General features: G+C 67.6%; 19 protein-coding genes and 6 tRNA genes. 13 read left to right on the forward strand and 12 right to left on the reverse strand.

Annotation, left to right across the window (positions count from 1 at the left end):
* Positions 1 to 42: 42 nt before the first annotated feature.
* The 3 genes from LK540_RS09385 to LK540_RS09395 form a co-directional block, all read right to left on the reverse strand.
* Positions 43 to 636, reverse strand: coding sequence for a hypothetical protein (locus LK540_RS09385; RefSeq protein ID WP_229436986.1), 594 nt, complete (start codon positions 634 to 636; stop codon positions 43 to 45).
* 244 nt (positions 637 to 880) lie between these two features.
* On the reverse strand, positions 881 to 1,861 hold the full coding sequence (locus LK540_RS09390; RefSeq protein ID WP_229436988.1) for a DUF2804 domain-containing protein: 981 nt from the start codon (positions 1,859 to 1,861) through the stop codon (positions 881 to 883).
* Positions 1,858 to 3,102, reverse strand: a complete 1,245-nt coding sequence (locus LK540_RS09395) for a DNA glycosylase AlkZ-like family protein (RefSeq protein ID WP_229436990.1) — start codon at positions 3,100 to 3,102, stop codon at positions 1,858 to 1,860. Before LK540_RS09395 ends, LK540_RS09390 begins: the two co-directional genes overlap by 4 nt.
* A 137-nt stretch (positions 3,103 to 3,239) precedes the next feature.
* On the opposite strand from LK540_RS09395, the gene LK540_RS09400 reads away from it, so the two are divergent.
* The 3 genes from LK540_RS09400 to LK540_RS09410 all read left to right on the forward strand — a co-directional run bounded on the left by LK540_RS09400 (position 3,240) and on the right by LK540_RS09410 (position 8,906).
* Positions 3,240 to 4,478: an exonuclease SbcCD subunit D C-terminal domain-containing protein gene (locus LK540_RS09400; RefSeq protein ID WP_229436992.1), complete on the forward strand. Its 1,239-nt coding sequence runs from the start codon at positions 3,240 to 3,242 to the stop codon at positions 4,476 to 4,478.
* Positions 4,475 to 8,239: an AAA family ATPase gene (locus LK540_RS09405; RefSeq protein ID WP_229436994.1), complete on the forward strand. Its 3,765-nt coding sequence runs from the start codon at positions 4,475 to 4,477 to the stop codon at positions 8,237 to 8,239. Before LK540_RS09400 ends, LK540_RS09405 begins: the two co-directional genes overlap by 4 nt.
* 67 nt (positions 8,240 to 8,306) lie before the next feature.
* Positions 8,307 to 8,906 (forward strand): DUF1287 domain-containing protein, encoded by a 600-nt coding sequence (locus LK540_RS09410; RefSeq protein WP_229436996.1) that lies wholly within the window; start codon positions 8,307 to 8,309, stop codon positions 8,904 to 8,906.
* 26 nt (positions 8,907 to 8,932) lie between these two features.
* On the opposite strand, the gene LK540_RS09415 is transcribed toward LK540_RS09410, so the two are convergent.
* A complete protein-coding gene (locus LK540_RS09415; RefSeq protein WP_229436998.1) occupies positions 8,933 to 10,330 on the reverse strand; it encodes a hypothetical protein in 1,398 nt (465 codons plus the stop codon).
* Positions 10,331 to 10,492: 162 nt separating this feature from the next.
* On the opposite strand from LK540_RS09415, the gene LK540_RS09420 reads away from it, so the two are divergent.
* From LK540_RS09420 to LK540_RS09450, 7 genes are all read left to right on the forward strand, one after another.
* Positions 10,493 to 10,702 (forward strand): hypothetical protein, encoded by a 210-nt coding sequence (locus tag LK540_RS09420; RefSeq protein WP_229436999.1) that lies wholly within the window; start codon positions 10,493 to 10,495, stop codon positions 10,700 to 10,702.
* A gap of 1 nt (position 10,703) precedes the next feature.
* Positions 10,704 to 11,843, forward strand: a complete 1,140-nt coding sequence (locus tag LK540_RS09425; RefSeq protein WP_229437001.1) for a class I SAM-dependent methyltransferase — start codon at positions 10,704 to 10,706, stop codon at positions 11,841 to 11,843.
* Between the two features lie 60 nt (positions 11,844 to 11,903).
* Positions 11,904 to 11,980 (forward strand) — tRNA-Met (locus LK540_RS09430).
* Between the two features lie 75 nt (positions 11,981 to 12,055).
* Positions 12,056 to 12,292 carry a hypothetical protein gene (locus tag LK540_RS09435; protein ID WP_229437003.1) on the forward strand — a complete coding sequence of 79 codons (237 nt, stop codon included), beginning with the start codon at positions 12,056 to 12,058 and terminating at the stop codon, positions 12,290 to 12,292.
* Positions 12,293 to 12,306: 14 nt separating this feature from the next.
* Positions 12,307 to 13,713 carry an ATP-dependent RNA helicase DbpA gene (gene dbpA, locus LK540_RS09440; protein ID WP_229437005.1) on the forward strand — a complete coding sequence of 469 codons (1,407 nt, stop codon included), beginning with the start codon at positions 12,307 to 12,309 and terminating at the stop codon, positions 13,711 to 13,713.
* Between the two features lie 102 nt (positions 13,714 to 13,815).
* Complete coding sequence (locus tag LK540_RS09445; RefSeq protein ID WP_229437007.1) at positions 13,816 to 15,276, forward strand: PEGA domain-containing protein; 1,461 nt, start codon at positions 13,816 to 13,818, stop codon at positions 15,274 to 15,276.
* A 3-nt stretch (positions 15,277 to 15,279) separates the two neighbouring features.
* On the forward strand, positions 15,280 to 15,756 hold the full coding sequence (locus LK540_RS09450; protein WP_229437009.1) for a TssQ family T6SS-associated lipoprotein: 477 nt from the start codon (positions 15,280 to 15,282) through the stop codon (positions 15,754 to 15,756).
* A 14-nt stretch (positions 15,757 to 15,770) separates the two neighbouring features.
* Here LK540_RS09450 and LK540_RS09455 read toward each other — a convergent pair whose 3' ends face one another.
* The 3 genes from LK540_RS09455 to earP all read right to left on the reverse strand — a co-directional run bounded on the left by LK540_RS09455 (position 15,771) and on the right by earP (position 19,323).
* On the reverse strand, positions 15,771 to 17,387 hold the full coding sequence (locus tag LK540_RS09455; RefSeq protein ID WP_229437011.1) for an amidase: 1,617 nt from the start codon (positions 17,385 to 17,387) through the stop codon (positions 15,771 to 15,773).
* Between the two features lie 128 nt (positions 17,388 to 17,515).
* Complete coding sequence (locus LK540_RS09460) at positions 17,516 to 18,091, reverse strand: elongation factor P (protein ID WP_229437013.1); 576 nt, start codon at positions 18,089 to 18,091, stop codon at positions 17,516 to 17,518.
* 65 nt (positions 18,092 to 18,156) lie between these two features.
* Positions 18,157 to 19,323 (reverse strand): elongation factor P maturation arginine rhamnosyltransferase EarP, encoded by a 1,167-nt coding sequence (gene earP, locus LK540_RS09465; RefSeq protein ID WP_229437015.1) that lies wholly within the window; start codon positions 19,321 to 19,323, stop codon positions 18,157 to 18,159.
* Between the two features lie 345 nt (positions 19,324 to 19,668).
* On the opposite strand from earP, the gene LK540_RS09470 reads away from it, so the two are divergent.
* From LK540_RS09470 to LK540_RS09480, 3 genes are all read left to right on the forward strand, one after another.
* Entirely contained in the window at positions 19,669 to 21,000 is a 1,332-nt protein-coding gene (locus LK540_RS09470; protein ID WP_229437017.1) for a hypothetical protein, read from the forward strand.
* Positions 21,001 to 21,112: 112 nt separating this feature from the next.
* The gene (locus tag LK540_RS09475; RefSeq protein WP_229437019.1) at positions 21,113 to 21,388 is read left to right on the forward strand and encodes a splicing factor ESS-2 family protein; all 276 of its coding nucleotides are present in this window, start codon (positions 21,113 to 21,115) and stop codon (positions 21,386 to 21,388) included.
* Between the two features lie 70 nt (positions 21,389 to 21,458).
* On the forward strand, positions 21,459 to 23,408 hold the full coding sequence (locus tag LK540_RS09480; RefSeq protein ID WP_229437021.1) for a S8 family peptidase: 1,950 nt from the start codon (positions 21,459 to 21,461) through the stop codon (positions 23,406 to 23,408).
* Positions 23,409 to 23,475: 67 nt separating this feature from the next.
* Here the strand turns inward: LK540_RS09480 and LK540_RS09485 are convergent.
* From LK540_RS09485 to LK540_RS09505, 5 genes are all read right to left on the reverse strand, one after another.
* Positions 23,476 to 23,551, reverse strand: a tRNA-Glu gene (locus LK540_RS09485).
* A 56-nt stretch (positions 23,552 to 23,607) separates the two neighbouring features.
* A tRNA-Glu gene (locus LK540_RS09490) sits at positions 23,608 to 23,683 on the reverse strand.
* A gap of 29 nt (positions 23,684 to 23,712) precedes the next feature.
* Positions 23,713 to 23,788 (reverse strand) — tRNA-Ala (locus LK540_RS09495).
* 92 nt (positions 23,789 to 23,880) lie between these two features.
* Positions 23,881 to 23,956: transfer RNA gene (locus tag LK540_RS09500), tRNA-Glu, on the reverse strand.
* Between the two features lie 34 nt (positions 23,957 to 23,990).
* Positions 23,991 to 24,066 (reverse strand) — tRNA-Ala (locus LK540_RS09505).
* Between the last annotated feature and the right edge of the window lie 134 nt (positions 24,067 to 24,200).

Consider the following 24,200-nt stretch of genomic DNA (forward strand, 5'->3'; position numbering starts at 1 on the left):
TTCATCCGTCGTCTTTCATTATTTAATCGTCGCTACGCAGGCTCAATGCACATACGACACCGGCGGCGCCTGGCGGTGGCTGTGCTCGACGCGAGCCGCCCGGCTGGCCGGCGGCGTGACCAGGTGCACCCGGTGTTCCTCGCGGTAGGCATCGTGAGCCAGCATCTGGTGCGCCATTGCAAACCAGGTTTCGCCGGCAATCGCCACGCGCGCCACCGGGAACAGTTCCAGCTCCTCGCGCTCGAAACGCAGCGTCAGCGCGGCGCAGAAGCGCTCGACGGCTGTGCAGAAGGCTTCCACGCCCTCTTCGCTGTCGATGCCGCCCTGCAGCAGGCCGTTCGCCGTAGCCAGGGCCTCGACCGCGTCGCGGCTGAGCTGCTCGAGCTCGGCCACCAGCGCATCGGCATTCGCGCTGGCGCGGCGCAGGGCCGGCAGCAGAAAGCGGTCGAGCTTGCGGCGCTGGCAGCTTTCGTAGAGGCCGCGCAGGGTATCGCAGACGTATTCGGCCTGCCCGGTCGTCAATGCCGTCTGGCGTGCATAGCTTTTCTGGACGAGTTGTTGGACGGCATGCAGACTGACGCGCATATTCGTTTGTTCAACTGACAACGCCACGAGCGTGTAGGTAGCGGTAAGCATTCGGTCTCCTCTCGATTTCTCCAACGCAAGCGCATGCTCCGCAAGGGAGCGCGGCATGGCGGGAAGTCTGGTTTTGGACAGGCTGTGCTTGTTGTGTTTTTCTTCAGCCCGAAAGAACTCGTAGTGTAAGGAGCGCACCCTGGCCGGCGTTTGATCTGGCTCAAACTCGGACCGAAGGACGCGGAAGCGACAGTCAACCATACGAAGCCTGCCGCGTTGGCGAACGCGGGCGCTAAACGGGCCCTTACCAGCGTGCGCGGTAGTCTTCGGCCAGGCCGCTCAGGCCCGTCACCGCGCGTTTTGGCGCATCGGCCGCGGCCCGGACCCAGCCGTCGAAGCAGCCCAGGTGCTGGCACAAGTGGCTGCTGGCCAGGAGCAATTGCTTGTCGTCCCGGCGCGTACCCTCGGGTGTGAAGCGCAGGGCCAGCAGGCCGTCGTCCGTTGTCATCGCCCAGGCGCCGTCGGCCTCGATGCGGCAGTCCAGCGCGCCGAGCGCGATCAGTTCGCCGTCCAGCCAGAGCGCGTTCTCGGCGTCGCCAAAGTATCCGCTCTGCAAATTCACGCCCAGGCCGCGCCCATGCGCCGAGATCCAGCGCCAGGCGCTGCGCCGGCCCAGCATGCCGTTCGAATAATCGTAGCTGGCCACCCCGCCGTCGAGGCGGAAGCGCCTCCCGCCGGCGTCGGCCGTGCCGTGCAGCAGCAGGCCGGGCGACTTCTGCGTGCTGTGCACGGCGCCGCCGTCGAAGACCGGCCCCACCGCCAGCAGGCTCGGCGCTGGCCCGCCATACTCGGCGTCGATGCGGAAATTGCCGGCACGCAGGCGCAAACGGTGGCCGCATGCGCCATCGGCCTCGATGACGATGCGCCGGCCCGGCATCGCGAAGCGCGCGCCGGCAGCCACCGTGGCGCCGACCTCGGCCGTCAAGGCCGGCAAGCCGACCGGAGAAAATGCCTCGACCACCTTCCCCAGTGTACGGTCGAAGGCATAGGCAAAGGCGCTGTTGTTCCAGCCGATGTCGATCACGACCAGGCCGACGAAGAGTTCGTCGGTGACCAGCGACACGAAGTGCCAGCGCTTGTGGTGCAGGCGCCGCCACAAGGCGCCGCGCGCGAACGGTGGCGCCAGCCGCTCCCAGCCCGGCGCCCCGGCCAGCCCCTGGTAGCGTCCGCACAGCGGCAGCCCGTCCGCGCCCACCACGTCCAGCGGGGCGGCGGGCAGGCTCATGCGGCTGCCTGGCGCGGCGCCGTGCCGCCCTCGAGCGCCAGCGCCAGCCGCCCGGCCATCTCGCCAGGCTCGGTGCGCCCAAGCACGACCTGGGCGCAGCCATGCCAGCGCGCGCAGCGCAGCAAGGCGCCGGCGACCTCGCGCAGCAGGGCGTCGCTGGCGCGCAGGCCGGGCTCGAACAGGGCCGCCTTGACCTCGAAGATGCCGGCGCGGCGATGTGCCTTGGCGTCGATGCGGCCGACCAGCGCGCCGCGGCGCAGGATCGGCAGCGTGAAGTAGCCGTAGCGGCGCTTGGCGGCCGGCGTATAGCATTCGAGGCGGTAATCGAAGCCGAACAGTTCCAGCGCGCGGCGCCGGTCCCAGACCACCGGGTCGAAGGGCGAGAGGATGGTGGTGAGGGTCGGCGCCAGCGCACCATCGGCTGCGCGCCGCGCCAGTTCGGCATGGTCGGGATGGATGTAGACCGGGTCAGCCCAGCCTTCGACGCTGGCGCGCAGCAGCAGGCCCTGCTCCGCCAGCGCGGCCGGGTCGACGTGCGGGCGGCGGGTGCGGTGGTAGTCGGGAATCCAGGCGGCGCGCGCCAGGCCCAGGGCCTTGACGGTGCGCAGCGCAAAGCTGCGGCGCACCTCGGGCAGCTCTGGTAACTGCGCATCGTCCCAGCCGGGCAGCACGCGCTCGGCCAGGTCGTACACGCGCTGGAAATTGTGGCGCCGGGCGATCATCAGCGCGCCCGAGGTGAACAGCACTTCGAGCGAACGCTTTTCCGGCTTCCACTCCCACCAGCCGCCGCTTTTGCCCTCAAGGCGTTCGAAGTCCGAGGAACGCACCGGCCCCTCCCGGCGGATATGCGCCAGCAGCGCCGCCACCTCGCCCGCGCGCTCGCGCATCCAGGTGGCCGAGTACTTCCAGCCCATCGCCGCCGGGTCGAGCATGCGGTGGCGGTACAGGCCGTAATCCTCGATCGGCAGGAAACAGGCTTCGTGGGCCCAGTATTCGAACAGTTTGCCTTCGGCCAGCAATGCGTCCAGCCATTCCGGCGGGTAATCGCCGAGCCGGCTCCACAAGACGAAATAGGGGCTGCGTGCCACGACGTTGATGGTGTCGATTTGCAACATCTCCATGCGGCGGATGGTATCGAGCACGTCGGCCTTGACCGCCTTGCGCCGGCGCGGCTGCAGCAAGCCCTGGGCCGCCAGGTGCAGGGCACGGGCGCCGGCTATAGTTAAGTGCAACTTATTCACGTCAATACTCATGCAATTATTCTAATGATTTTTCAGCATCACCTGCCGCGCCGGCGGGACATTTTTTTGTGGACGCGCGCCAGCTGCGTTATAGTTCAGCCGACTCTTCTTCCCTCTCTCCCCATTTCCGATTCCCCATGCGGCTGTTGCACACTTCCGACTGGCACCTCGGCCAGACCCTGCACAATTACGACCGGACCTACGAACACCAGTGCTTCCTCGACTGGCTGCTCGACACCATCGTGAGCGAGGAGGCCGACGCCCTCCTGATTGCCGGCGATATCTTTGACAACGCCAATCCGTCCTCCGCCGCCCAGCGCCAGCTCTACGGTTTCCTGCAAAGGGCGCGGGCGCGCACGCCGCACCTGCAGATCGTCGTCATCGCGGGCAACCACGATTCGCCGGGCCGCCTGGAAGCGCCGGGGCCGCTGCTCGAAGCGCACGGCACGGTCGTGATCGGCAACGTGGTGCGCGGGCGCGACGGCGCCATCGACCTTGAACGCCTGCTGGTGCCGCTGCAGGACAAGGATGGCGCCACCCGCGCCTGGTGCCTCGGCATTCCCTTCCTGCGCCCGGGCGACGTGCCGCGCGTGGACGCCGAGGGCGACGCTTACCTGAACGGCATCGCCGCCCTCTACCGCCAGGCCTTCGAGCTGGCGGTAGCACGTCGCGAAGAAGGCCAGGCGATCCTGGCGATGGGCCACTGCCACATGGTCGACGGCCAGTCTTCGCAAGACTCGGAGCGCCGCATCGTGATCGGCGGCACCGAGGCGCTGCCGGCCTCGATGTTCGACGCCGAGATTGCCTACGCCGCCCTGGGCCACCTGCACCTGGCCCAGCGCGTCGGCAAGAAGGAACACCTGCGCTATTGCGGCAGTCCGCTGCCGCTGTCGTTCGCCGAAGTCGGCTACCAGCACCAGGTGCTGCGCATCGACCTCGAGGGTGCGGTGGCGCGCGAAGTCACGCCTATCCTGGTGCCGCGCGCGGTGGAGATGCTGCGCGTGCCGGCGAAACCGGCGCCGCTGGCGGAAGTGCTGGCCGCGCTGGAGTCGCTCGAACTCGACCCCGACTTGCCGCCCGCCTGCCACCCCTACCTGGAAGTACGCGTGCTGCTCGACGGCCCGGAACCGGGCCTGCGCGCCCAGGTGGAAGCGGCCATCGCCAATAAACCGGTGCGCCTGGCGAAGATCGAGCCGACCCGCAAGACCGTTGCCGGCGAAGCGGCCGAGGCGCTGACCCTGGACCAGCTGGCCCAGCTCCAGCCCGACGACATCTTCCGGCGCCTGTGGCAGCAGCGCTATGGCGAGGATGCACCCGACGACCAGCTCTCGGCCTTTGCCGAGCTGATGCTGCCCGGCGACCGGGAGGGTGCATGAAGATCCTGCGCATCGCCGGACGCAACCTGGCTTCGCTGGCCGGCGACTTCTGCGTCGATTTCGAGGCGGAGCCGCTGGCGTCGAGCGGCCTGTTTGCCATCAGCGGCCCGACCGGCGCCGGTAAGAGCACCCTGCTCGACGCCCTCTGCCTGGCCTTGTATGGCAACACCCCGCGCCTGCCACGCAGCGGCGGCCGTGGCGGCAGCGCCCTGCCCGACGCCGGCGGCGACACCGTCTCGACCTTCGATCCGCGCAACCTGCTGCGCCGCGGCACCGCCGAGGGCTATGCCGAAGTCGACTTCGTCGGCAACGACGGCCTGCGCTACCGCGCGCGCTGGAGCGTGCGCCGCTCGCGCAACAAGGCCAGCGGCCTGCTGCAGCCGCCCGCCATGAGCCTGCACCGCCTGCCGGAAATGGTGGCGCTGGGCGCGACCAAGACCGAGGCGGCGCAGGAGATCGCCCAGCGCGTCGGCCTGTCGTTCGAGCAGTTCACGCGCTCGGTGCTGCTGGCCCAGAACGAGTTCTCGGCCTTCTTGAAAACCGACGAGAACGAGCGCGGCGAGCTGCTGGAAACCCTGACCGGCAGCGCCGTCTACAGCGAGATCTCGAAGCGCGCCTACGAGCGCTACAAGCTGGAACAGGAAAACGTGCGCCGCATCAGCGCGCGCCTGGCCGACCAGACCCCGCTGGCGCTGGAGGCGCGGGCCGAACTCGACGCCGCCAGAACCGCTGCCGAAGCGGCCCTGCAAGCAATCGATGTCCAGCGCACGCTGCTGGAAACCCAGTTGCGCTGGCACCAGGAACGCGACAAATTGCGCCGCAACGAGCTCGATGCGCAAGCCCTGCTGGCCCAGGCCCGGGTCGACTTCGAGGGCGCCCGCGAGCGCCGCATCCGCCTGGCCACGCTCGACGTGGTGCAGGACGCACGGCCGCTGATGGCCGACCTGGTGCGCTTCGAAAAGGAACGCGTGGAGGCCGAGACGGCGCTTGCCAACGGCCAGCGCGATTTGCAGCGCGTGCAGGACGCGGCGCGCCAGGCGGTGCAGGACGTGACCCTCGCTACCGATGCGGTCCACGACGCCGAGGCCGCCCAGCAGGGAGCCGCTCCGCAGCTGGACGCGGCCAAGGCGCTCGACGCCACCATCACGACCCTGCGCGAAGCCCATGCAAAGCTGACGGCCCAGCGCGACGAAGCGGCAGGCGCCGCCGCTCAGGCCCAGGCCGCGCTGGCGCAGGCCGGCCAGCAGCTGGACGCCACCCGCGCGCAAGAGCAACGCAGCGCGGCCTGGCTCGACGCCAACCGCCGTTTCGAAGCGCTCGCTGCGCAATGGCCGCGCTGGGACAAGCTGTTCGGCCAGCTCGATAGCGCCGCCCAGGCCAGCCGCGCGAATGCCACCCGGCTGGCGCAGGCCGAGCGCGCCCTGCTCGACGCCACCGCCCGCGCCACGGCCGGCAAGGAAGCGGTGCTGGCGGCGTCCACCCGCATCGAACAGCAGGAAAGCGCACGCGCGCAGGCCGTGCAGGCCCTGGCCCAGTTCGACCTCGACGGCCTGCTGGAAGGCCGCGCGGAACTGGAAGCGCGGCGCGATGCCTTGTCCGCCGCCGAGAAAATCTGGCACGGCCTGGCAAGCGCCCGCCAGCGCCTGCAGCGCATCGACCAGGAGCTGGAAAAGACCGCCGCCGCGCGCCTGGCCGCCGACACCGCGCTGGCCGCCGCCGCCGATGCCGCACCGGCACTCAAGGCTGCCGCGGCCCAGGCCCAGGCCGCGCTCAGCGCCGCCGAACTGGCCTGCGCCGCCAAGGTCGAGGACCTGCGCGGCCGGCTGGTCGAGAACGAACCCTGCCCCGTGTGCGGCAGCGAAGCGCACCCCTACGCCCATCCCGACGTGCGCCTGCACGCCGTGCTCGACACCCTGCGCGACCAGCTCGACGGCTTGCGCGCGCAGGTGCAGGCCAACCTGTCGGCCCAGGCCACGCACCGCGCCGGACTGGCCGCGGGCCAGGAGCGCCTGGAACTGCTGGGCGAGGAACGCGCCGGTTTGCAGGACGACGTCCAGGAACTCGACAGCGCCTGGAACGCGCATCCGCTGGCAATGCAAGCCCCGTCGGCAGCGGCGCGGGCCGACTGGTTCGGCGCCCAGCTGCTCGAAGTGCGCGAAGCCTTGCGCGCCAACGACTTGCAGCAAGGGGCGGCGCGGCGCGCCTTCCAGGCACGCGATGCGGCCCAGGCGGCATTCGACGCCGCCAATGCGGAACTCAAGCGCGTGCAAGACGCGGCACAGCTGGCGTCGGCGGCGCAGCTTGAAGCCCAGCATGCGCAGGCGACGCTAGCCGCGCAGGCCGAGCGCGACGCGGCAACGCTGGCCGCGCTGCTGGCCGAACTCGACCCAAGCATGTGCGCCTCCTGCGGCGATGGCTGGCAGACAGGCTGGCGCGCCGATCCCGCCGGCTGGCACCGGGACCGTGCAAGCGAGGCGCAAGCCTGGACGGCGCAGTCTGCGCAGCTGGCCGAGCAGCGCGCCGCACTCGGCACCATCGAGGCCAGGGCACGCGAAGCCGGCGTGCGCGCCGAGCATGCCGCGCAAGCCGCGAACGCCGCGCAGGAAGCCTGGGCGCGCAGCGAGGCCGCCCTGCGCGAGCGCCGCCTGGAACGCGCCGCCTTGTTCGAAGGCCGCGCGGTGCAGGACGTCGAGGCAAGCTTGCGCCAGAAATTAGCGGCCGCACGCGATGCCCTCGCGGCGCGCCAGCTGGCCGGCAACGAGGCGGCCCAGCAGGAAACCCGCATTCGCGCCGGCATCGCCCAGGCCGGCGAGCGCATCGCCACCCTGCAGGGCGAAGCGCGCGATGCCGCCACGCGCCTGTCCGACTGGATCGAGGAGTATGCCGCCCAGCATGCGGACCTGGAGCCGGTGGAGAACGGGGCGGCCCTGGCCACATTGCTGGCCGTCGGCGCGCAGTGGATGTCGAACGAGCGCGCGGCGCTGGGCGAGATCGACGGCGCCATTGCCAGGGCCGCCGCCGTGCTGGCCGAACGCAAGAACCAGCGCGCGCTGCACGAGGCCAGCGCCGATCCGTCATCGGCCGCGCAGGATGCCGATGCGGTTGCCGCCGCATTGCAAAAGGTGCTGGACGAGCGCCAGGGCCTGCACGAGCAGGCCACGACGCTGCGCCTGCAAGCCGCGCAGGACGACGAACGCCGCGTCAAGGCGCAGGCGATGCTGGCCGAGATCGAGCGCCAGCAAGCCATCGAGGCGCGCTGGGGACGCTTGTCGGAGCTGATCGGCTCGGCCGACGGCAAGAAGTTCCGCAACTACGCCCAGCAGTTCACGCTGGAGGTGCTGCTCGGCTACGCCAACAGCCACCTGGCCCACCTGGCCAAGCGCTACCGCCTGGAGCGCGTGGACAATGCCGGCGCCCCGTCGCTGGCGCTGATGGTGCGCGACCACGACATGGGCGGCGAAATCCGTTCCGTCAATTCGCTGTCGGGCGGCGAGTCCTTCTTGGTGTCGCTGGCGCTGGCGCTGGGGCTGGCCTCGCTGTCGTCGAACCGGGTGCGCGTGGAATCGCTGTTCATCGACGAGGGTTTCGGGTCGCTCGACAGCGACACCCTCACGGTAGCGATGGATGCGCTCGATGCGCTGCAGTCGATGGGCCGCAAGGTTGGCGTGATCTCGCACGTGCACGAGATGACCGAGCGGATCGCGGCCAAGATCCAGGTGCGGCGCGCCGGAGGCGGGAGCAGCGCGGTGACGGTGCTGTAACGATGTGCGTCAAACGGGGCGCGGGGCCGGGCGCCGATACTGGCCCTTCACTTCAGGAGAAATGAACATGCCGCGCTTGCCCGTCTTTGCCGCCCTGCTGCTGTTATCCGCCACCGGCGCAGCCCATGCCGAACCGCAGGACCTGGTCGCTGCCGCCCGCGAGCAGATCGGCGTCACGCTGCATTACGATCCGGCCTACGTCAAGCTGGCCTACCCGCGCGGCGACGTGCCGATCGAGCGCGGCGTGTGCACCGATGTCGTGGTGCGGGCGTTCCGGCGCGTCGGCTACGATTTGCAGGAACTGGTGCATCGCGACATGAAGAAGGCCTGGACGGCCTACCCGCATCCGGCCAACTGGAAGCTGAAGCGGCCCGACACCAACATCGACCACCGCAGGGTGCCCAACCTCGCCACCTTCTTCAGCCGCCACGGCGTGGCGCTGGGCGTGAGCAAGGATGCGAAGGATTACGCGGCGGGCGACATCGTGACCTGGCAAGTGCCGCCGGGCCTGCCGCACATCGGCCTGGTTGCCGACGTGCGCGCGGCTGCCGGCGTGCCGCTCATCATCCACAACATCGGGAACGGCACGCGCATGGAAGACCGGCTGTTTGCCTATACGATCACCGGGCATTACCGGTTCCCGGAGAATAGCAGACAGGACCGGTAACAGGTGCAGGCCACCCTGTTTCGAGATCAGCTTTCTTCCGCTGCGTTTTTTTCGTCACGTTCCGTCCTGGCGCGCGACTCGGCAAGTGCACGCGCGAATGCATCGCCGAAATCCTCGGATACCTGCCATGCCTTGCCGTCCTGGGCACGTTCGAACGTGAACTCGCCTTCGACGATTTCGGACGGCTGGCCGAACATGGACAGCATGGGATCATTGCGCTCCACCATGACCCGGCAGGCATAGCTGGCGCCGCCCCGCAAGACGCGGCATGCGCCGAGCGGCTCGATATCGGCGATTTCCCGGGTGCGATCGAGGTCGATGCCCGCAAATGCCGCTTCCACCGCGGCAGCGCCGGCCATCACATCCGCGAGCGCTGAACGCTTGCTTTCGAGGGCGGCGCGCATTGCCGCCTCAAGCTGGACGCGACCGATCGGCTCTGCCTTGTTTCCGAAGTCGCCATCCTCGCCGATCTTGCCAAAACGTGCCTCAACCAGCGCAGGCTGGGCGCCGCCGATACTGAAACGCCCCCCCTTGCCTTCGACCGGCGCGATGACATAGGCGTAGGGGATGGATTCGCCCATTACCTCCAGGTTGGCGCTGCATCCACGCTGCTCCCGTGCCGGTGCGTAGCCGACTTCGCGAATCTGGCTGAGCCTGGGCATACCGGCACTGCCAGGATCCGCACTGCCCACCACGCGCGAGATCATCCCGTTGACCGTGTGGCGGGTGGATAAGTCGTCACAGCCAGGGACCGCGCCCATCCAGGCATATACGTGATAGCCCACGAAGAGCATGGCAACGGCGCCGAGTATCGAAACCGGAAGCCTGCGTTTGTTCGCGGACTGCGATGCGTCAATGACCGCCTGCCTCACCGCACGGATCGCAATGAACCTGGCATGCGCATCCTCCATGATGCGCATGCGCCTTGCACCGCCGTCACGGGCTTGCTCCGACTCGACTCGTGCCATCAGTGTGTCGAAGCCAGACTCTGCCAGTACACCGGAGTCGACCATCACCGCCAATGCATGTGCTTCGCTGTCCAGGGCAAGCGTGGACGGCCTGGCCTTCATGCGCGCGCACTGGTCCTGCGTGATCAGGCCGTCCGCCAGCAAGGCATCGAACAGCTGCGCATCCAGGCTGGCACTCAGCGCTTCCAGCCGCGGCAAGACCTCCAACAGTACGGCATTGCGTTCGCGCTGGGGACCATCCTCCACCGCATTCAGCGACTGCTGCGCAATCGCCACCACATCGGCATGCGAGACAATGCGCTGGCTTACCATCCAGATTAGTTGCCGGGCCGGGTCCCCCATCGCTTCAGCATCGTCGCGCCGCGGACGCACCGCTGCGTTTGCACACTGCTCGTCATCGATCAGGCCCAGCGCCTCCAGGCGCGAAAAACAGGACACCGCATCGGTCGTCGTCATTTGCTCCCCCTGATAGTTTCCACAGGGAATCAATCCTAGTCGTGAAGCCAATCCTGGCATGCCGTCTGGCGCAAACCGCGAGACGGATTAGCGCAGACGGCGCTCAGTTCCCTTGCGTCCCCTTGTACAATGCGCCCTTTGCACAAAAAAACCTTCATAGCCATGAAACCCGCACGCACCCTCACCTTCAAATGCGCCAAGTGCGCGAAACCTGTCACCGTCTACCTGCAAAAGGTCTCGGCCTGCTCGCACATCCAGCCTTACCAGGGCATCTGCGGCTGCGGCGAAGTCAAGCTGCACGCCACCGGCAGCGCCGATGCCGTGAAGTCCTTCCTCGACTCGAACGGCACCAACTGGCACCACCACCATTAATATGACGCAGATCGAATGGGTGGAAGGCGGCCAGCAACGCTCGGCGCTGTGGCGCTCGGAAAGCGGCTGGCCGGCGCCGAAAAAGGTCGTGCTCGCCGACGACACCATGTCCGCCGACACGGCTTACCGCCTGGCGCTGGACGGCACCGCCCTGCTCTGGCGCGGCGACTTCCAGAATGCACGCCAGCTGGTGCAGGCGCTGGCGCGCCGCATCGACCACAAGGGATCGCACTCCAGGCGGGCCAAGGCCGGCAAGGCCGCGCCGACGCCGACCGAGGGGTTCCACCGCCACCGCCTGTCGCAGCTGCAGCGCGCCCGCACCCTGGCGATGCTACTGATCCCGTTCGACGCCGACTACACGATCCCGCTGCGCCGCGCGCCCGAGGTGCAGGAAGCCTGCCGCGAAGCCTGGGGGCCAGCCATTGAACCCAGCGTCGCCTCGCTGCGTGAGCTGCTGGGCCTGATCGGCGCCCACGAATGGCGCCGCAAAGGCGTGCACATCCCGGCGCTCGACGGCCGCATCCACCCCTGGTACGGCGTGTTTTCGCCGGTGCGCGGCGAATACGTCGACCTGGTGGCGCAGGCGCCGCTGCCGGCGCATGCGAAGCTGGCTTTCGACATCGGCGCCGGCACCGGCGTGCTGTCGAGCGTGCTGGCGCGGCGCGGCCTGCAGCGCGTGGTGGCCACCGACATGGACGAACGCGCCCTCGGCTGTGCGCGCGAGAACGTGGAGCGCCTAGGCCTGTCGAAGCAGGTCGAGATCGTGAAAGCCGACCTCTTCCCCGAAGGCCAGGCCGACCTGGTGGTCTGCAATCCGCCCTGGCTGCCGGGTAAGCCGAGCTCGGCCATCGAATACGCCATCTACGATCCGGACAGCCGCATGCTGCGCGGTTTCCTTGGCGGGCTGAAGGCCCACTTGGCCGAACACGGCGAAGGCTGGCTGATCATTTCCGACCTGGCAGAGCACCTGGGCCTGCGTACGCGCGAGCAATTGCTGAACTGGATAAGCGAGGCCGGGCTGCAGGTGGCCGGCCGTCACGACGTGCAACCGACCCACGGCAAGGCCCAGGATGCCGACGATCCCTTGCACGCGGCGCGCTCGCGCGAGGTGACTTCCTTGTGGCGCCTGCGCGTCGCCTAGAAGCAATCCCAAGCGGCATTTGCGTCAGGCCGCCAGACGCGGTACAATGCTTGCCTCAGACGCGGGGTGGAGCAGTCTGGCAGCTCGTCGGGCTCATAACCCGAAGGTCACAGGTTCAAATCCTGTCCCCGCAACCAAACACTTAGCACGAAACGAGCCCGACTCTTGTAGCCGGGCTTTTGTTTTCTGGGGCACCAACACCAGATACGCCGATGAGAGACAAGAAAGACAACGCGACGTTCGACCTGCCGGGTTTTGAGGCGGCCGCACCGCTCGAACCCAGCGTTGTCGAGCCGAAGCGCGCTTCCCGTCCTCGTCGTGCCTCCATGAAACAGGAGCAGTTGACCCTGCTCGAAGAAACCGACACCACCGGCCTGCCAGTCTGGCGCCGCGACGACAACCTCGATTTGACCGGCCTGCCGGTCTGGGCGCCGGCGACTCCGGCCTAACCGCTGGAATCTCCATGACCCATCCCTTTTCCGCGCTGCCGCTGGCACCGCAATTCCTCGCCAATCTCGACACCCTCGGCTACCGCGAGATGACGCCGATCCAGGCCGAAAGCCTGCCCGCCGTGCTGGAAGGCCGCGACCTCATCGCCCAGGCCGCCACCGGCAGCGGCAAGACGGCGGCCTTCGGCATCGGCATCCTGCAGAAGCTGAACCCGGCGTGGTTCGCGGTCCAGGGCCTGGTGATGTGCCCGACGCGCGAGCTGGCCGACCAGGTGGCCGGCGAGTTGCGGCGCCTGGCGCGCGGCGTCGGCAACGTCAAGGTGCTGACCCTTACCGGCGGCGTGGCCATGCGTCCGCAGATCGCTTCGCTCGAACACGGCGCCCACATCGTGGTCGGCACCCCGGGCCGCATCCGCGATCACCTGGGCCGCAACACGCTCGACTTGTCGAAGGTGCAGACCCTGGTGCTGGACGAAGCGGACCGCATGACCGACATGGGTTTCTACGACGAGATCGCGAACATCGTGCGCGCCTGCCCGGAACGCCGCCAGACCCTGCTGTTCTCGGCCACCTACCCGGACGACATCCGCCACGCCACCTCGCACTTCCTGCGCGACCCGCTGGAAGTGGTGGTCGAGAGCCAGCACGACGAGTCGACCATCGAGCAGCGCTTCTATGAAGTCGGCTTCGACAACCGCGACGAGGCCGTCGCGCGCCTGCTGAGCCACTACCGCCCGGTCTCGGCCCTGGCCTTCTGCAACACCAAGGCCCATTGCCGCGAACTGGCCGACTCGCTGCGCGCCCAGGGCTTCTCGGCCCTCGCCCTGTACGGCGAACTCGAGCAGCGCGAGCGCGACGAGATCCTGATCCTGTTCGCGAACCGCTCCTGCTCGGTGCTGGTGGCAACCGACGTTGCCGCGCGTGGCCTCGACATCTCGAACCTGGAAGCGGTGATCAACGTCGACGTGTCGAAGGATGCCGAAGTCCACGTGCACCGCATCGGCCGCACCGGCCGTGGCGGCGAATCGGGCCTGGCGCTGTCGCTGTGCGCGCCGAACGAAAAGAAATGGGTGCGCCTGATCGAGGAATACCAGAACGCACCTGTCGCCTGGCACAAGCTGGACGAACTGGGCGACAACGACCTGGCCGCCGATCCGGCGCCGATGGTGACGCTGGTCATCTCCGGCGGCAAGAAGGACAAGCTGCGTCCGGGCGACGTGCTCGGCGCCCTGACCGGCGACGCCGGCTTGCTGAAGGAACAGGTTGGCAAGATCAATGTGTCCGAGTTCCAGACCTATGTGGCGATCGACCGCCGCATGGCGCACGACGCATTCGACCGCCTGAATGCAGGCAACCGCCTGGGACCGGACTTTGGCACCATCAAGGGGCGCAACTTCAAGATGCGCTTCCTCGACGTATAACGCGGTTCCCGACCGTGCGCCGCCAGTGCGCACGGTTGACTCAGCAGCGACACGCTCGCGCCAAATCTGGCATAGTTTTGCTAAAAATAAACGGTTAGCAAAATGACCAGCCAAAACACAGTCCTTTATACGCCGTTCGCAGGCGGACGCACGGTCCGCGACATCGTCGAGCACAGCCCTGCGCTCGTGAGCGAAGCGTGGTGCCGCCAGATCGTGCAGCACATCCTGCAATCGCTGGAGCAGCAATACGCCAACAACGCGCCGCACCGCATCATCACGCCGGACAGCCTGGCCGTGCTGGAGAGCGGCGAGGCGCTGCTGCTGCCATCGCCCGACGGGCTCGCCTCCGACGAAGCCGACAGCGCACAGGACATCCACGCCCTGGCCCTGGTCATCCACTATGCCATCAGCGCCGAATTCCCGCCCGAAGGCCCGCTCGGCCCGCGCCTGTACGACAATTACAGCGATGAATTGACCCGGACGATAGACCGCTGCCTGGGGCCGAACCTGCGGCTGCGGCCGAAAACCATTCCCGAGCTGCGCGCCATGCTCGGGATCGGTGCCGCTGCGGCTGAGCCCGCCGTGCCTGCCAATGAACCGGCTGCTCCTGCGCCCACATTCGAGGCGGCGCAGGCAGAAAACGCGGCGCCAGGCGTGCCGGTGCCGGCCGTCCTCGAAGTGCCGCTCGACACGCCGCTCAACCCGCCGTTCGAGCTGAGCAAGGCGGAAGCGTCGGAGCCTGTCGAGCCGGTGCTTGCGCCGGCCCGGCAAGAGGCGCCCGCCGCCCCTGCCGCCATGCCATCACCAGCCCGAGCCCGGGAAGCGCAATCCGACAAGCCGATTGCGGCCACGCCGCTCAAGCCCTCGGCCCATTCCGTGCCCGCGGCTGCTTCCACAGCGGCTGCTTCCGCAGCTGCTCCTGCCATGGCCGCTGCCGCGCCAGCGCGTGCACCAGCCCGCACGCCGTCCCAGCCTGCCCGCAAGAAAGGCGGCGTGGAGCGCTGGGCCATGATCGCCGGCGCCGCCATCGTGCTGCTGGCGGCCGGCAGCGCGTTGTATGTCCACCTGAACCAGGACAATTCCGACGACACCCTGGCGCTGTCGTTGCCGCAGGAACAGGCCGCGCAGGGACTGGACGCCGGCGAAGCCGTGGTCACGCCGCCCGCCGCGAGCGCCGGCGCCACAGCAGGCGGCGACACCCCGTCCGAAGCGCAGCCCGCCGCCGCCACGGATGCGGATACCACGCCCGGCACGCTGCCGGATGCCGGCAACGCCGCCGCGCTCCCGCACAACACCGCCGCGCCGGCCGCCCGCCAGGCCGACGCCGTCGTCAACGGCACCACCTATAAATTGCTGATCAAGCCCTGGGGCACGGTGTACGTGAACGGCGTCGACCGCGGCGTCAGTCCGCCGGTCAAGCGCCTGACGCTGGGCCAGGGCGAGCACACGATCCGCATCGTCAACCCGAACTTTGCGGAGCACGTGATGACCGTCAATGCCGGCACCGCGGAAAGCGCGACCATCGAACACGATTTTGCGGCGCAAGCCGAAGGAGGCCGATAAACGATGAACCGAAACACTTGCCATCGCTTGCTGCTGGCCATCCTCGCCGGAAGCACCCTGGGCGGCTGCGCCCAGATCGCGCCCCTGCTCGAACGCAACCCATCGAGCCAGCATCCGAAAGCCGAGTCGCGCCCCGAGCCGCGCAGCGAAAGCCGTCCGCGCGCCGACACCCGCCCCGACGCGTCGAACGGGCGCGAACAGCTGGCCCTGCGCGAAGGCATCCGCCTGTACAACGAAGGCGACTTCAACGGTGCCATCAAGCGCCTGAACTCGAACGATATCCGCAGCGGCGCCCCGCTGCAGACCCGCACCACGGCCCTGAAATACACGGCCTTCAGCTATTGTGTCACCTCGCGTCCCAAGCAATGCCAGCAGGCCTTTGAAAAGGCCTTGAAGATCGACCCCGACTTTTCGCTCGAGCCGGGCGAACAGGGCCACCCGCTGTGGGGCCCGGCCTTCGAGCGCGCCAAGCGCGGCTGAGCGCGCCTGCAGGCTTACACCTGCACGTTCACCGTGGCCGGGAAGCCTGGCGCGCGGCGCCGCTGCGAAGCCTGCTCGTAGGCATAGGCCATGCCGATCAGCGTGGCCTCGCTCCAGGCCGTGCCGACGAAGGAGAGCCCGACCGGCAAGCCGCGCGTCTGCCCGGCCGGCACCGTGATGTGCGGATAGCCCGCCACCGCCGCCGGCGAGGAAAAGCTCATGCCGTAGTGGTCGCCGTTGATGTAGTCGGTCAGCCAGGCCACGCCGCCGGTCGGCGCCACCAGGGCGTCCAGGCGATGCGCGCGCAGCACCTGGTCGATGCCCTCCTCGCGCGCATAGCGCAGGTTATTGGCCAGGGCCTCGCGGTAGACCTTGGCGTCGAGCCCGCGCTTGGCATGGGCCGCAATCAAATGCTCCTGGCCAAAATACGGCATCTCGCGCGCCGCCTGCTTTTCGTTGAAGGCAATCACGTCGGCCATGTTCTTCACCGGCGCATGCGGGGCGTAGGCCGCCAGCCAGTCCTTTAGATCCGGCGCGAACTCGTGCAGCAGCACCTCGATTTCGGTTTCGCCATACTTGTCGGTGTTCGGGACCGTGACGTCGACCAGCACCGCGCCTTGCGCCTGCAGCAGCGCCAGTTCCTTGTCGACGATTGCATCGATCGCCGTGCTGCCGCCAAAGAAATTGCGCGCCACACCGATGCGCTTGCCACGCAGGCCATCAAGCCGCAGCGCCGCCGCATAGTCAGCGACCTTGCCCTGGCTCTCTTTCGTCACGCCATCTTCGGTATCGACGCCGGTCATGGCGGCCAGCATCAGGGCGGCGTCGGCCACGCTGCGCGTCATCGGGCCGGCGGTATCCTGGGAGTGGGCGATCGGGATGATGCCGCTGCGGCTGACCAAACCGAGGGTCGGCTTCAGGCCGACGATGCCGCAGCTCGAGGCCGGCGAGACGATCGAGCCGTCGGTCTCGGTGCCGACTGCCAGGGTCGCCAGGCTGGCGGCGATTGCCGCGCCGGAACCGGAACTGGACCCGCTCGGGTTACGGTCAAGGGCGTACGGGTTGCGGGTCTGGCCGCCGCGCGCGCTCCAGCCGCTTACCGAATGGGTCGAGCGCATGTTCGCCCATTCCGACAGGTTGGTCTTGCCGATGATGACGGCGCCGGCCGCGCGCAGGCGCGCCGCGACAAAGGCGTCGCGGCTGGCGCGCACGCCGTCGAGCGCGAGCGAACCGGCGGTGGTGCACATGCGGTCGCCGGTGGCGATGTTGTCCTTGAGTAGCACGGGGATGCCGTGCAGCGGGCCGCGCAGCTTGCCGCCGGCGCGCTCGCGGTCGAGCTCCTGGGCAATCTTCACCGCCTCGGGATTGGTTTCGATGACTGCATTCAGGCGCGGGCCGGCCTTGTCGATGGCGGCGATGCGCGCCAGGTAGCGCTGCACCAGGGCCTGGGAAGTGATGGTCCCGGCCGCCATCGCCGCCGACTGTTCGCGCACGCCCGCTTCGAGGATGTCCGATTCGGCACGCGGCCTGGGCTTGGGCGTCACCGCCGAGGCCGCTCCTGCCGCGCCGGCCAGTGCGCCGGCAAACGAGCCGGCAACGACGCCAATCCGAACAAAGTCCCTACGATCCATTTCCGCTCCTTTATATTGTTAGAGCAATAGAATAGCAGCGCCACGGACCGGAGACGGCCCTGCCGCGCCGCGCAAGGACGAAAAAAAACGCTGCCGTGAGGGGCAGCGTTTTTTTACAGTGCAATCGATCAGTTACGAACGACCTTCTTGTATTCGTTGGTGCGGGTGTCGATCTCGATGACGTCGTCCTGGCTGACGAACAGCGGCACCATCACGGTGTGCTGGTGGGCTTCGATGGCGTTCTCGATTTTCGCTTCTTTCAGGACGTTGCCCGAAGTGTTGCCCTTGACGGCTGGCTCCGAGTACACGATCTGGCGTGCGATGATGGTCGGCAGTTCGACCGAGATCGCCTTGCCGTCGTAGAACACAGCTTCGCATTCCATACCGTCTTTCAGGTAGTGCAGTGCGTCGCCCAGGTTCTCTTCTTCGATTTCGAACTGGTTGTACTCTTCATCCATGAAGACGTACAGCGGGTCGGCGAAGTACGAGTAGGTCACCGGCTTCTTGTCCAGCACGACGACGTCGAACTTGTCATCGCCACGGAACACGTTTTCCAGCGGAGCATTCGTCAGAAGATTCTTCATCTTCCACTTGTAGGTGAAGCCCGTGCGGCTCGATCCGTTGACATCGGAACGCAGCACGATAAAAGGCTTCTCGTCAACCATGATGATGTTGCCGACACGGATTTCTTTTGCGGGTTTCATATGAATTATGATCGAAAAAAGGGGTTGCAGTAACCGAGCATCATATCATGTTATGTGCGGCGTGCCTAACGAAGTGAAGCGGCAAAGCCGAGCAGGTTCGACGCCACGTCGCCGTTCTCCAGCATTTCCGCTTCCCACGCTCCTGCCCGCCCGGCAATGGCAGGCAATTCGGCTTGCAGCGCCAGCCACAGCGCCTGCCAGTCCTGCTCTTCGGCCAAGCCCGGGCCGGTGCCGTTCCAGTGCAGGGAAACATCGCGCAAACTGTCGAGCCCCTGCGCATACCGGTCGAGGAAAGCGCGCAGTTTCTTGTGGTGCAGATTCTCGTCCTGCAAATAGATATGCCAGACGAAGGGCCGGTTCGCCCATTGGGCGCGCACCCAGGAATCTTCGCCGCGCACGAAGTTCAGGTCGCAGGCCCAGAGCAGGCGGTCGTAATCGGGCTGGGCCACGAAAGGCAGCACGCGCACGGTCAGCGCCCCGCGCGTGGCGCAGTCGCCGGCCTGCGCGGCCCTGCCGAAAAAGGCGGCCACGGCATCGGCTGCCACGCCTTCCGGCACCAGGCAGGCGATCGGTGCGGCATTCCTTTCCCAGGCCCCGAACAACGCGGCCACCGGGGCGAAGGGGTAACAGAACAGCGACACCTTGAAGGCAGCGATCTCGCTCTCCCTCAGTCCCAGCCCGCGCAGGAAGGCTTGCGCCCGGCCCGGTTCGGACTGGAAGGCGCCCCGCTCGGCGCCGAGCGCGCGCTCGCGCAGCAGGCCGCCGGTCCGGTTCGTGAAGCCGGGAAAGAAGAAATGCTTGGTCAACTTCAGGCGCGGGTGCATCGACGGCAAACGGTGGCAGCCCTCGACCCACTCCTCGGCGCTGAGCCCCTCGTAGTTCAGCCAGACCGGGCGCGGGCTGCGTTGCGCCATTGCCTCGACATACCCCGGCGGCAGGTCGCAGCCGAAGAACTCGATGACGATGTCGTCGACCTCGGCGGGCGTGTAGCTGCCGTCCTGGCCAAGCCAGTGGCGCACCCGCACCCCTTGCACCTCCTGCTGCGCGGCGTGGACATCCACGTCCGGGCAGATGCGGCGGAAACTCTTCAGGTCGTCCACCCACAGGGTGACGGCCACGCCGTGCTCGTGCCGCAACTGGCGTGCCAGGCGCCAGCAGATGCCGATATCGCCATAGTTGTCGACGACCTTGCAGAAGATGGTCAGGGTGGTCTGGGGTGGATTCTGGGACATGTTTGGAGAGGATTACTGCGGAAAAGCGCGCCATTCTAACCCATTCATCGGGCCTGACTGCCGCTTGTCTGCGCCAGCGCAAACCACTCTCCGCAAACCGGGCATAGCACCGAATCGCTTCAAACTTCATGGAAGACACCCGGTCCAATCCATACCCGCAGGAAGGCGGACACCGATTCGTCCCCTGCCCTTTGTCCACGCTCCGGCCTCATGCGGCGCGCGGAATCCACGTACGCGGCCGCTTGCAACGCGTGGGCGAGGAAAATCGACATCAGCCAGGCACGCCGTCGCGTGCCCAACGTCGGCGTCGTTGCCGGCAGCCGCATTCCATACAAGGAGTCAAGCATGAACGAATTCCAGCAGTTCGGATATGGCCAGCCCGAGATCGCCCCGCAATCCCTGTTGGGCGGGCTGATCGGCGCGCCGGCCGGTGGCGCCGTTGGCCGCGGCGTCGGCGACATCTTCGGCAACCCGAATCTGGGCAGCCGCATCGGCCAGTTTGCCGGTGGCCTCATCGGCAGTCTGTCTCCGTTCGGCGCCGACCCAACAGCCGCCTACGGCCAGCAGCAGGACCCACAGCAGGTCCAGCAACTACAGCAACTGCAACAGCTACAGCAGCTACAGCAGTTGCAGCAATTGCAGCAGCAGGGGCAGGCCGATCAATTTGCTCCGCAAGGCCTGGGCAGCTGGGTCAGGAAACTGGCCAAACCCGCCGGCGCCGTGGTCGGCCAGGTGACCCGCAATCCCTCATTGGGCGGCATCGTCGGCGGCGGCCTGCAGACCATCGGCGGCTTCCTGCCGCAATCCGTCGATGCCCAGGGCGGCATGCAGCAGCAACAGCATCCGCTGGTCCAGCAGCTGCAGAAACTCCAGGCCCAGCAGCAACAGCTGCAGCAGGCACTGCAACAGGTGCAGCAACAGGCCGTGGCACTGCAGCGCCAGCTGTCGGCCCAGGCGCAGGCCCAGGTACAGGGCGGCGGCCAGATTGCACCGCAGAGCTGGCTGAGCGACCTGACCGGCCTGGCTGGCCAGCTCGCGCAGCCCGTTGGCGGCCTCATCGGTGGCGCGTTCGGCAACCAGCAGCTGGGCAGCCAGATCGGCGGCATCGCCGGCCAGCTGACCGGCCAATTGGGGCGCATGTTGCCGCAGTCCGTCGACCCGTATACGGCCTATGCCCAGCAACAGCAGGCCGGCGGCCAGATTGCACCGCAAAGCTGGCTGAGCGACCTGACCGGCCTGGCTGGCCAGCTCGCGCAGCCCGTTGGCGGCATCATCGGTGGCGCGTTCGGCAACCAGCAGCTGGGCAGCCAGATCGGCGGCATCGCCGGGCAGCTGACCGGCCAGCTGGGCCGCATGTTGCCGCAGTCCGTCGACCCGTACACGGCCTATGCCCAGCAGGCGCAGCAGGCCGGCGGCCAGATTGCACCGCAGAGCTGGCTGACCGACTTGACCGGCCTGGCCGGCCAGATCGCACAGCCGCTCGGCGGCTTCATCGGCGGCCAGCTCGGCAACCAGCAGCTGGGCAGCCAGATCGGCGGCATTGCCGGCCAACTGACCGGCCAGCTGGGCCGCATGTTGCCGCAGTCGGTCGACCCGTACGCGGCCTACGCCCAGCAGGCGCAGCAGGCCCAGCTGGCGCAAATGGCGCAGATGGGCGGCCAGCAAACCATGCATTGACGCTTGCCGGCGGCGGCGGAAACGGCCAGGTGTCGCCTCCGCCGCTCATTGCAGCCAGGCTGACGGGCGCCTCCCGCCTGCGGGCGGGAGGTTCGAACAGGAGGACATGCCGATGCCGAGTTCCGCAGGACCGGGTAGCGCAGGACCAACTGGCGCAGGACCGGTCCGTTACATCGTGCGCGCAGCCAACGATGACGGCGCACTCGCCAATTTCGTCGTCAGCATCCGCAGCGACCCGGCGGTACGCCTGGTCGACACCATCGGTCCCAGCGCCGGGCCGCCGCACACCGTCGTCGTCGAAACCGACCCGGCGACCGCCGAAGAATGGAAGCAACGCTCCCGCAACCAGTTGATGTTCGAACCCGACAGCCCACTGTCGCTGTTCTGATGCGGCCGAGGCGGCTGGTCAGGACGGCCGGCCAGGAGGCCCCGACAAAAACGAAAGAAAGGAAAACGACATGCCGAAAACTCCTCAAGGCGGCCCCGGCGATACTCCCGAGCACGGCGGCCAGCCGAATGGCCCCGACGGCGCCGCTGGCGTCGACGGCGCAGCACGGGAACCGCGCGGCCGCACCGTGGCCGAACGCAAGAAAAAATACCTGGTCGCGCCGCGCCAGCCGCTGGGCGGCTTCGGCACCCTGGGCCTGGAAGCCGCGGGCCTGGCGCCGCTGTCCCTGTCGATGGTCGAGCAGGCGCTGCAGGCCAGCCCCGACATCGACGTGGTCGACAAGATCGCCCCGCGCAGTTCGCTGGAAACCTCCGGCATGAATGGCGGCGGCAGCGAAGGCGTGCTGGTGGCGCGCATGACCGACCGCCAGGCCGCGGACCTGCACGGGCGTGGCGGTGGGCGCCTGCTGGTCGAGCGCGACCAGCACCTGCAACTGCTCGACCCGATGCTGCGCCGGCCCGACCTGGTGTCCTCGCTGACGCCGTACAGCAGCCCGGCCGTCGACGTCACCATTTCCGTGGCGGGCCAGGACGGCAAGCCCCTGCCCGAGGCGGAAGTGTCGCTGTTCGGCGGCATGCTGCCGGCCTCGGGCGTCACCGACACCAACGGCATGGTCCAGCTGCGCCTGTACGGCGACGATCCGCGCACCATCAGCGGCCTGTACGTGAAGCCGCGCGTCGACTACTGGAGCTTCTACCAGCGCGATCCCGACCTCAGCATGGACGAGCCGAACCTCGTCACCCTGCATGCGCTGTCCGAATCGCCGTCGCTGCAGGGCTTCCCGCGCCAGAACGCCCTCGGCTGGGGTGCGCGCGCCATGCGCCTGGATCAATTACCGCCCCATTTCCGCGGCCAGGGCGTGAAGATCGCCGTCATCGACTCGGGTGCGGCGCTCAGCCACGGCAACCTGAACCGCATCCGCGCCGGCTTCGACATCATCAACAAGCGCACCGACCCGAACACCTGGAGCGAGGACACGCTGGGCCACGGCTCGCACTGCGCCGGCGTGATCGCGGCCAGCGACCCGGCCTGGGGCATCCGCGGCTTTGCACCCGAGGCCGAGATCCATGTCTGCAAGCTCTTCCCCGGCGGCCAGGTCAGCCAGCTGATCGAGGCGCTCGAATACTGCATCGAACAAGGGATCGACGTCGTCAACATGAGCCTGGGCGGGGGCGCGCCGTCCGAAGCCCTGGAACGCCAGATCGTGCGTGCACGCCAGGCCGGCGTGGCCTGCATCGCCGCCGCCGGCAATTCCGGCGGGCCGGTGCAGTATCCCGCCGCCTCGCCGAACGTGCTGGCCGTGGCGGCGCTGGGCAAGCTGGGCGAGTTCCCGGCCGACAGCTATCACACCGAAACCGTCAGTCCCGACGCCGATGGCCAGGGCTACTACAGCGCCAAGTTCAGCTGCTTCGGGCCGCAGGTCGACGTTTGCGCACCGGGGGTGGCGATCGTCTCGTCGGTGCCGCCGAATAACTTCGCGGCCTGGGACGGCACCTCGATGGCGGCGCCGCACATCACCGGGCTGGCGGCGCTGATCCTGGCGCACCGGCCCGAGTTCCAGGGCCTGGGCGGTACGCGCTCGCCGGACCGGGTCGACCGGCTGTTCCAGATCATCCGCCTCAGCGCGCGCCGGGTCAGCCTGGCCGACCAGTCGCGCATCGGCCACGGCATGCCCGATGCACTGGTGGCGCTGGGCCTGCCCTTGCATCCGGGGCAGCAGCCGGGCATGTGGCCTGGGTTGGTCGGCAATGTCGCACTCGGGAACTTGCCTGGGCTGGCCGGCATGGGCGGGCCCGGGGGGAGCGCCATCCTCGGTGGCCTTGGCGGGCTGGCCGGAAACGGGAATGGCGGCATGGTGGGCGGCTTCGCGCCCGGACAGCAGTTCTTCGGCCAGTCGCCGCTGGCCTTGCAGATGCTGCAGTATGGATATTCGCTGAACGGCTTGCCGCCGCGCTGGTGAAGAGAACCAGGCAAATTTCCGCGCCTGGAAAAGCAAAAAGCCGCTCAAGGCGGCTTTTTGCACTATTTGGCGTCCCCACGGGGATTCGAACCCCGGTACTCACCGTGAAAGGGTGATGTCCTAGGCCTCTAGACGATGGGGACCTAAAACTGTTCCGATACTACTTTACTACTTTGCAGCTTGACTGCTGCCAAATTCTTGGCGTCCCCACGGGGATTCGAACCCCGGTACTCACCGTGAAAGGGTGATGTCCTAGGCCTCTAGACGATGGGGACCCTGGACTGCTATAACGTGTTTTCCGACGTGGTGGAGGTAAGCGGGATCGAACCGCTGACCTCTTGCATGCCATGCAAGCGCTCTCCCAGCTGAGCTATACCCCCTACGGGAAAACAACACTATAACATACTGCTTTTACTTCTACTACTGCTGCCGCTGGCGCAGCTTCTTTACTACCAGCCAGTTGCCAATCGCTTGGCGTCCCCACGGGGATTCGAACCCCGGTACTCACCGTGAAAGGGTGATGTCCTAGGCCTCTAGACGATGGGGACCCTGGAACTACACACTACAAACTACACTTCAGAGTGGTGGAGGTAAGCGGGATCGAACCGCTGACCTCTTGCATGCCATGCAAGCGCTCTCCCAGCTGAGCTATACCCCCGTTTTTCACTGTCTCACCTTGCTGCTGTGTTACCGTGTGCTGCTGAAGTGCGAGCATTATAGCGGGGGTTCTTGCATTTCGCAAATGCCGATTTGCGTGCGGACAAACCTTGTTCGAAAGCCTGTCCGCGACGC

The organism is Massilia sp. IC2-278, from assembly GCF_020708045.1.
Taxonomy (GTDB): domain Bacteria; phylum Pseudomonadota; class Gammaproteobacteria; order Burkholderiales; family Burkholderiaceae_D; genus Telluria.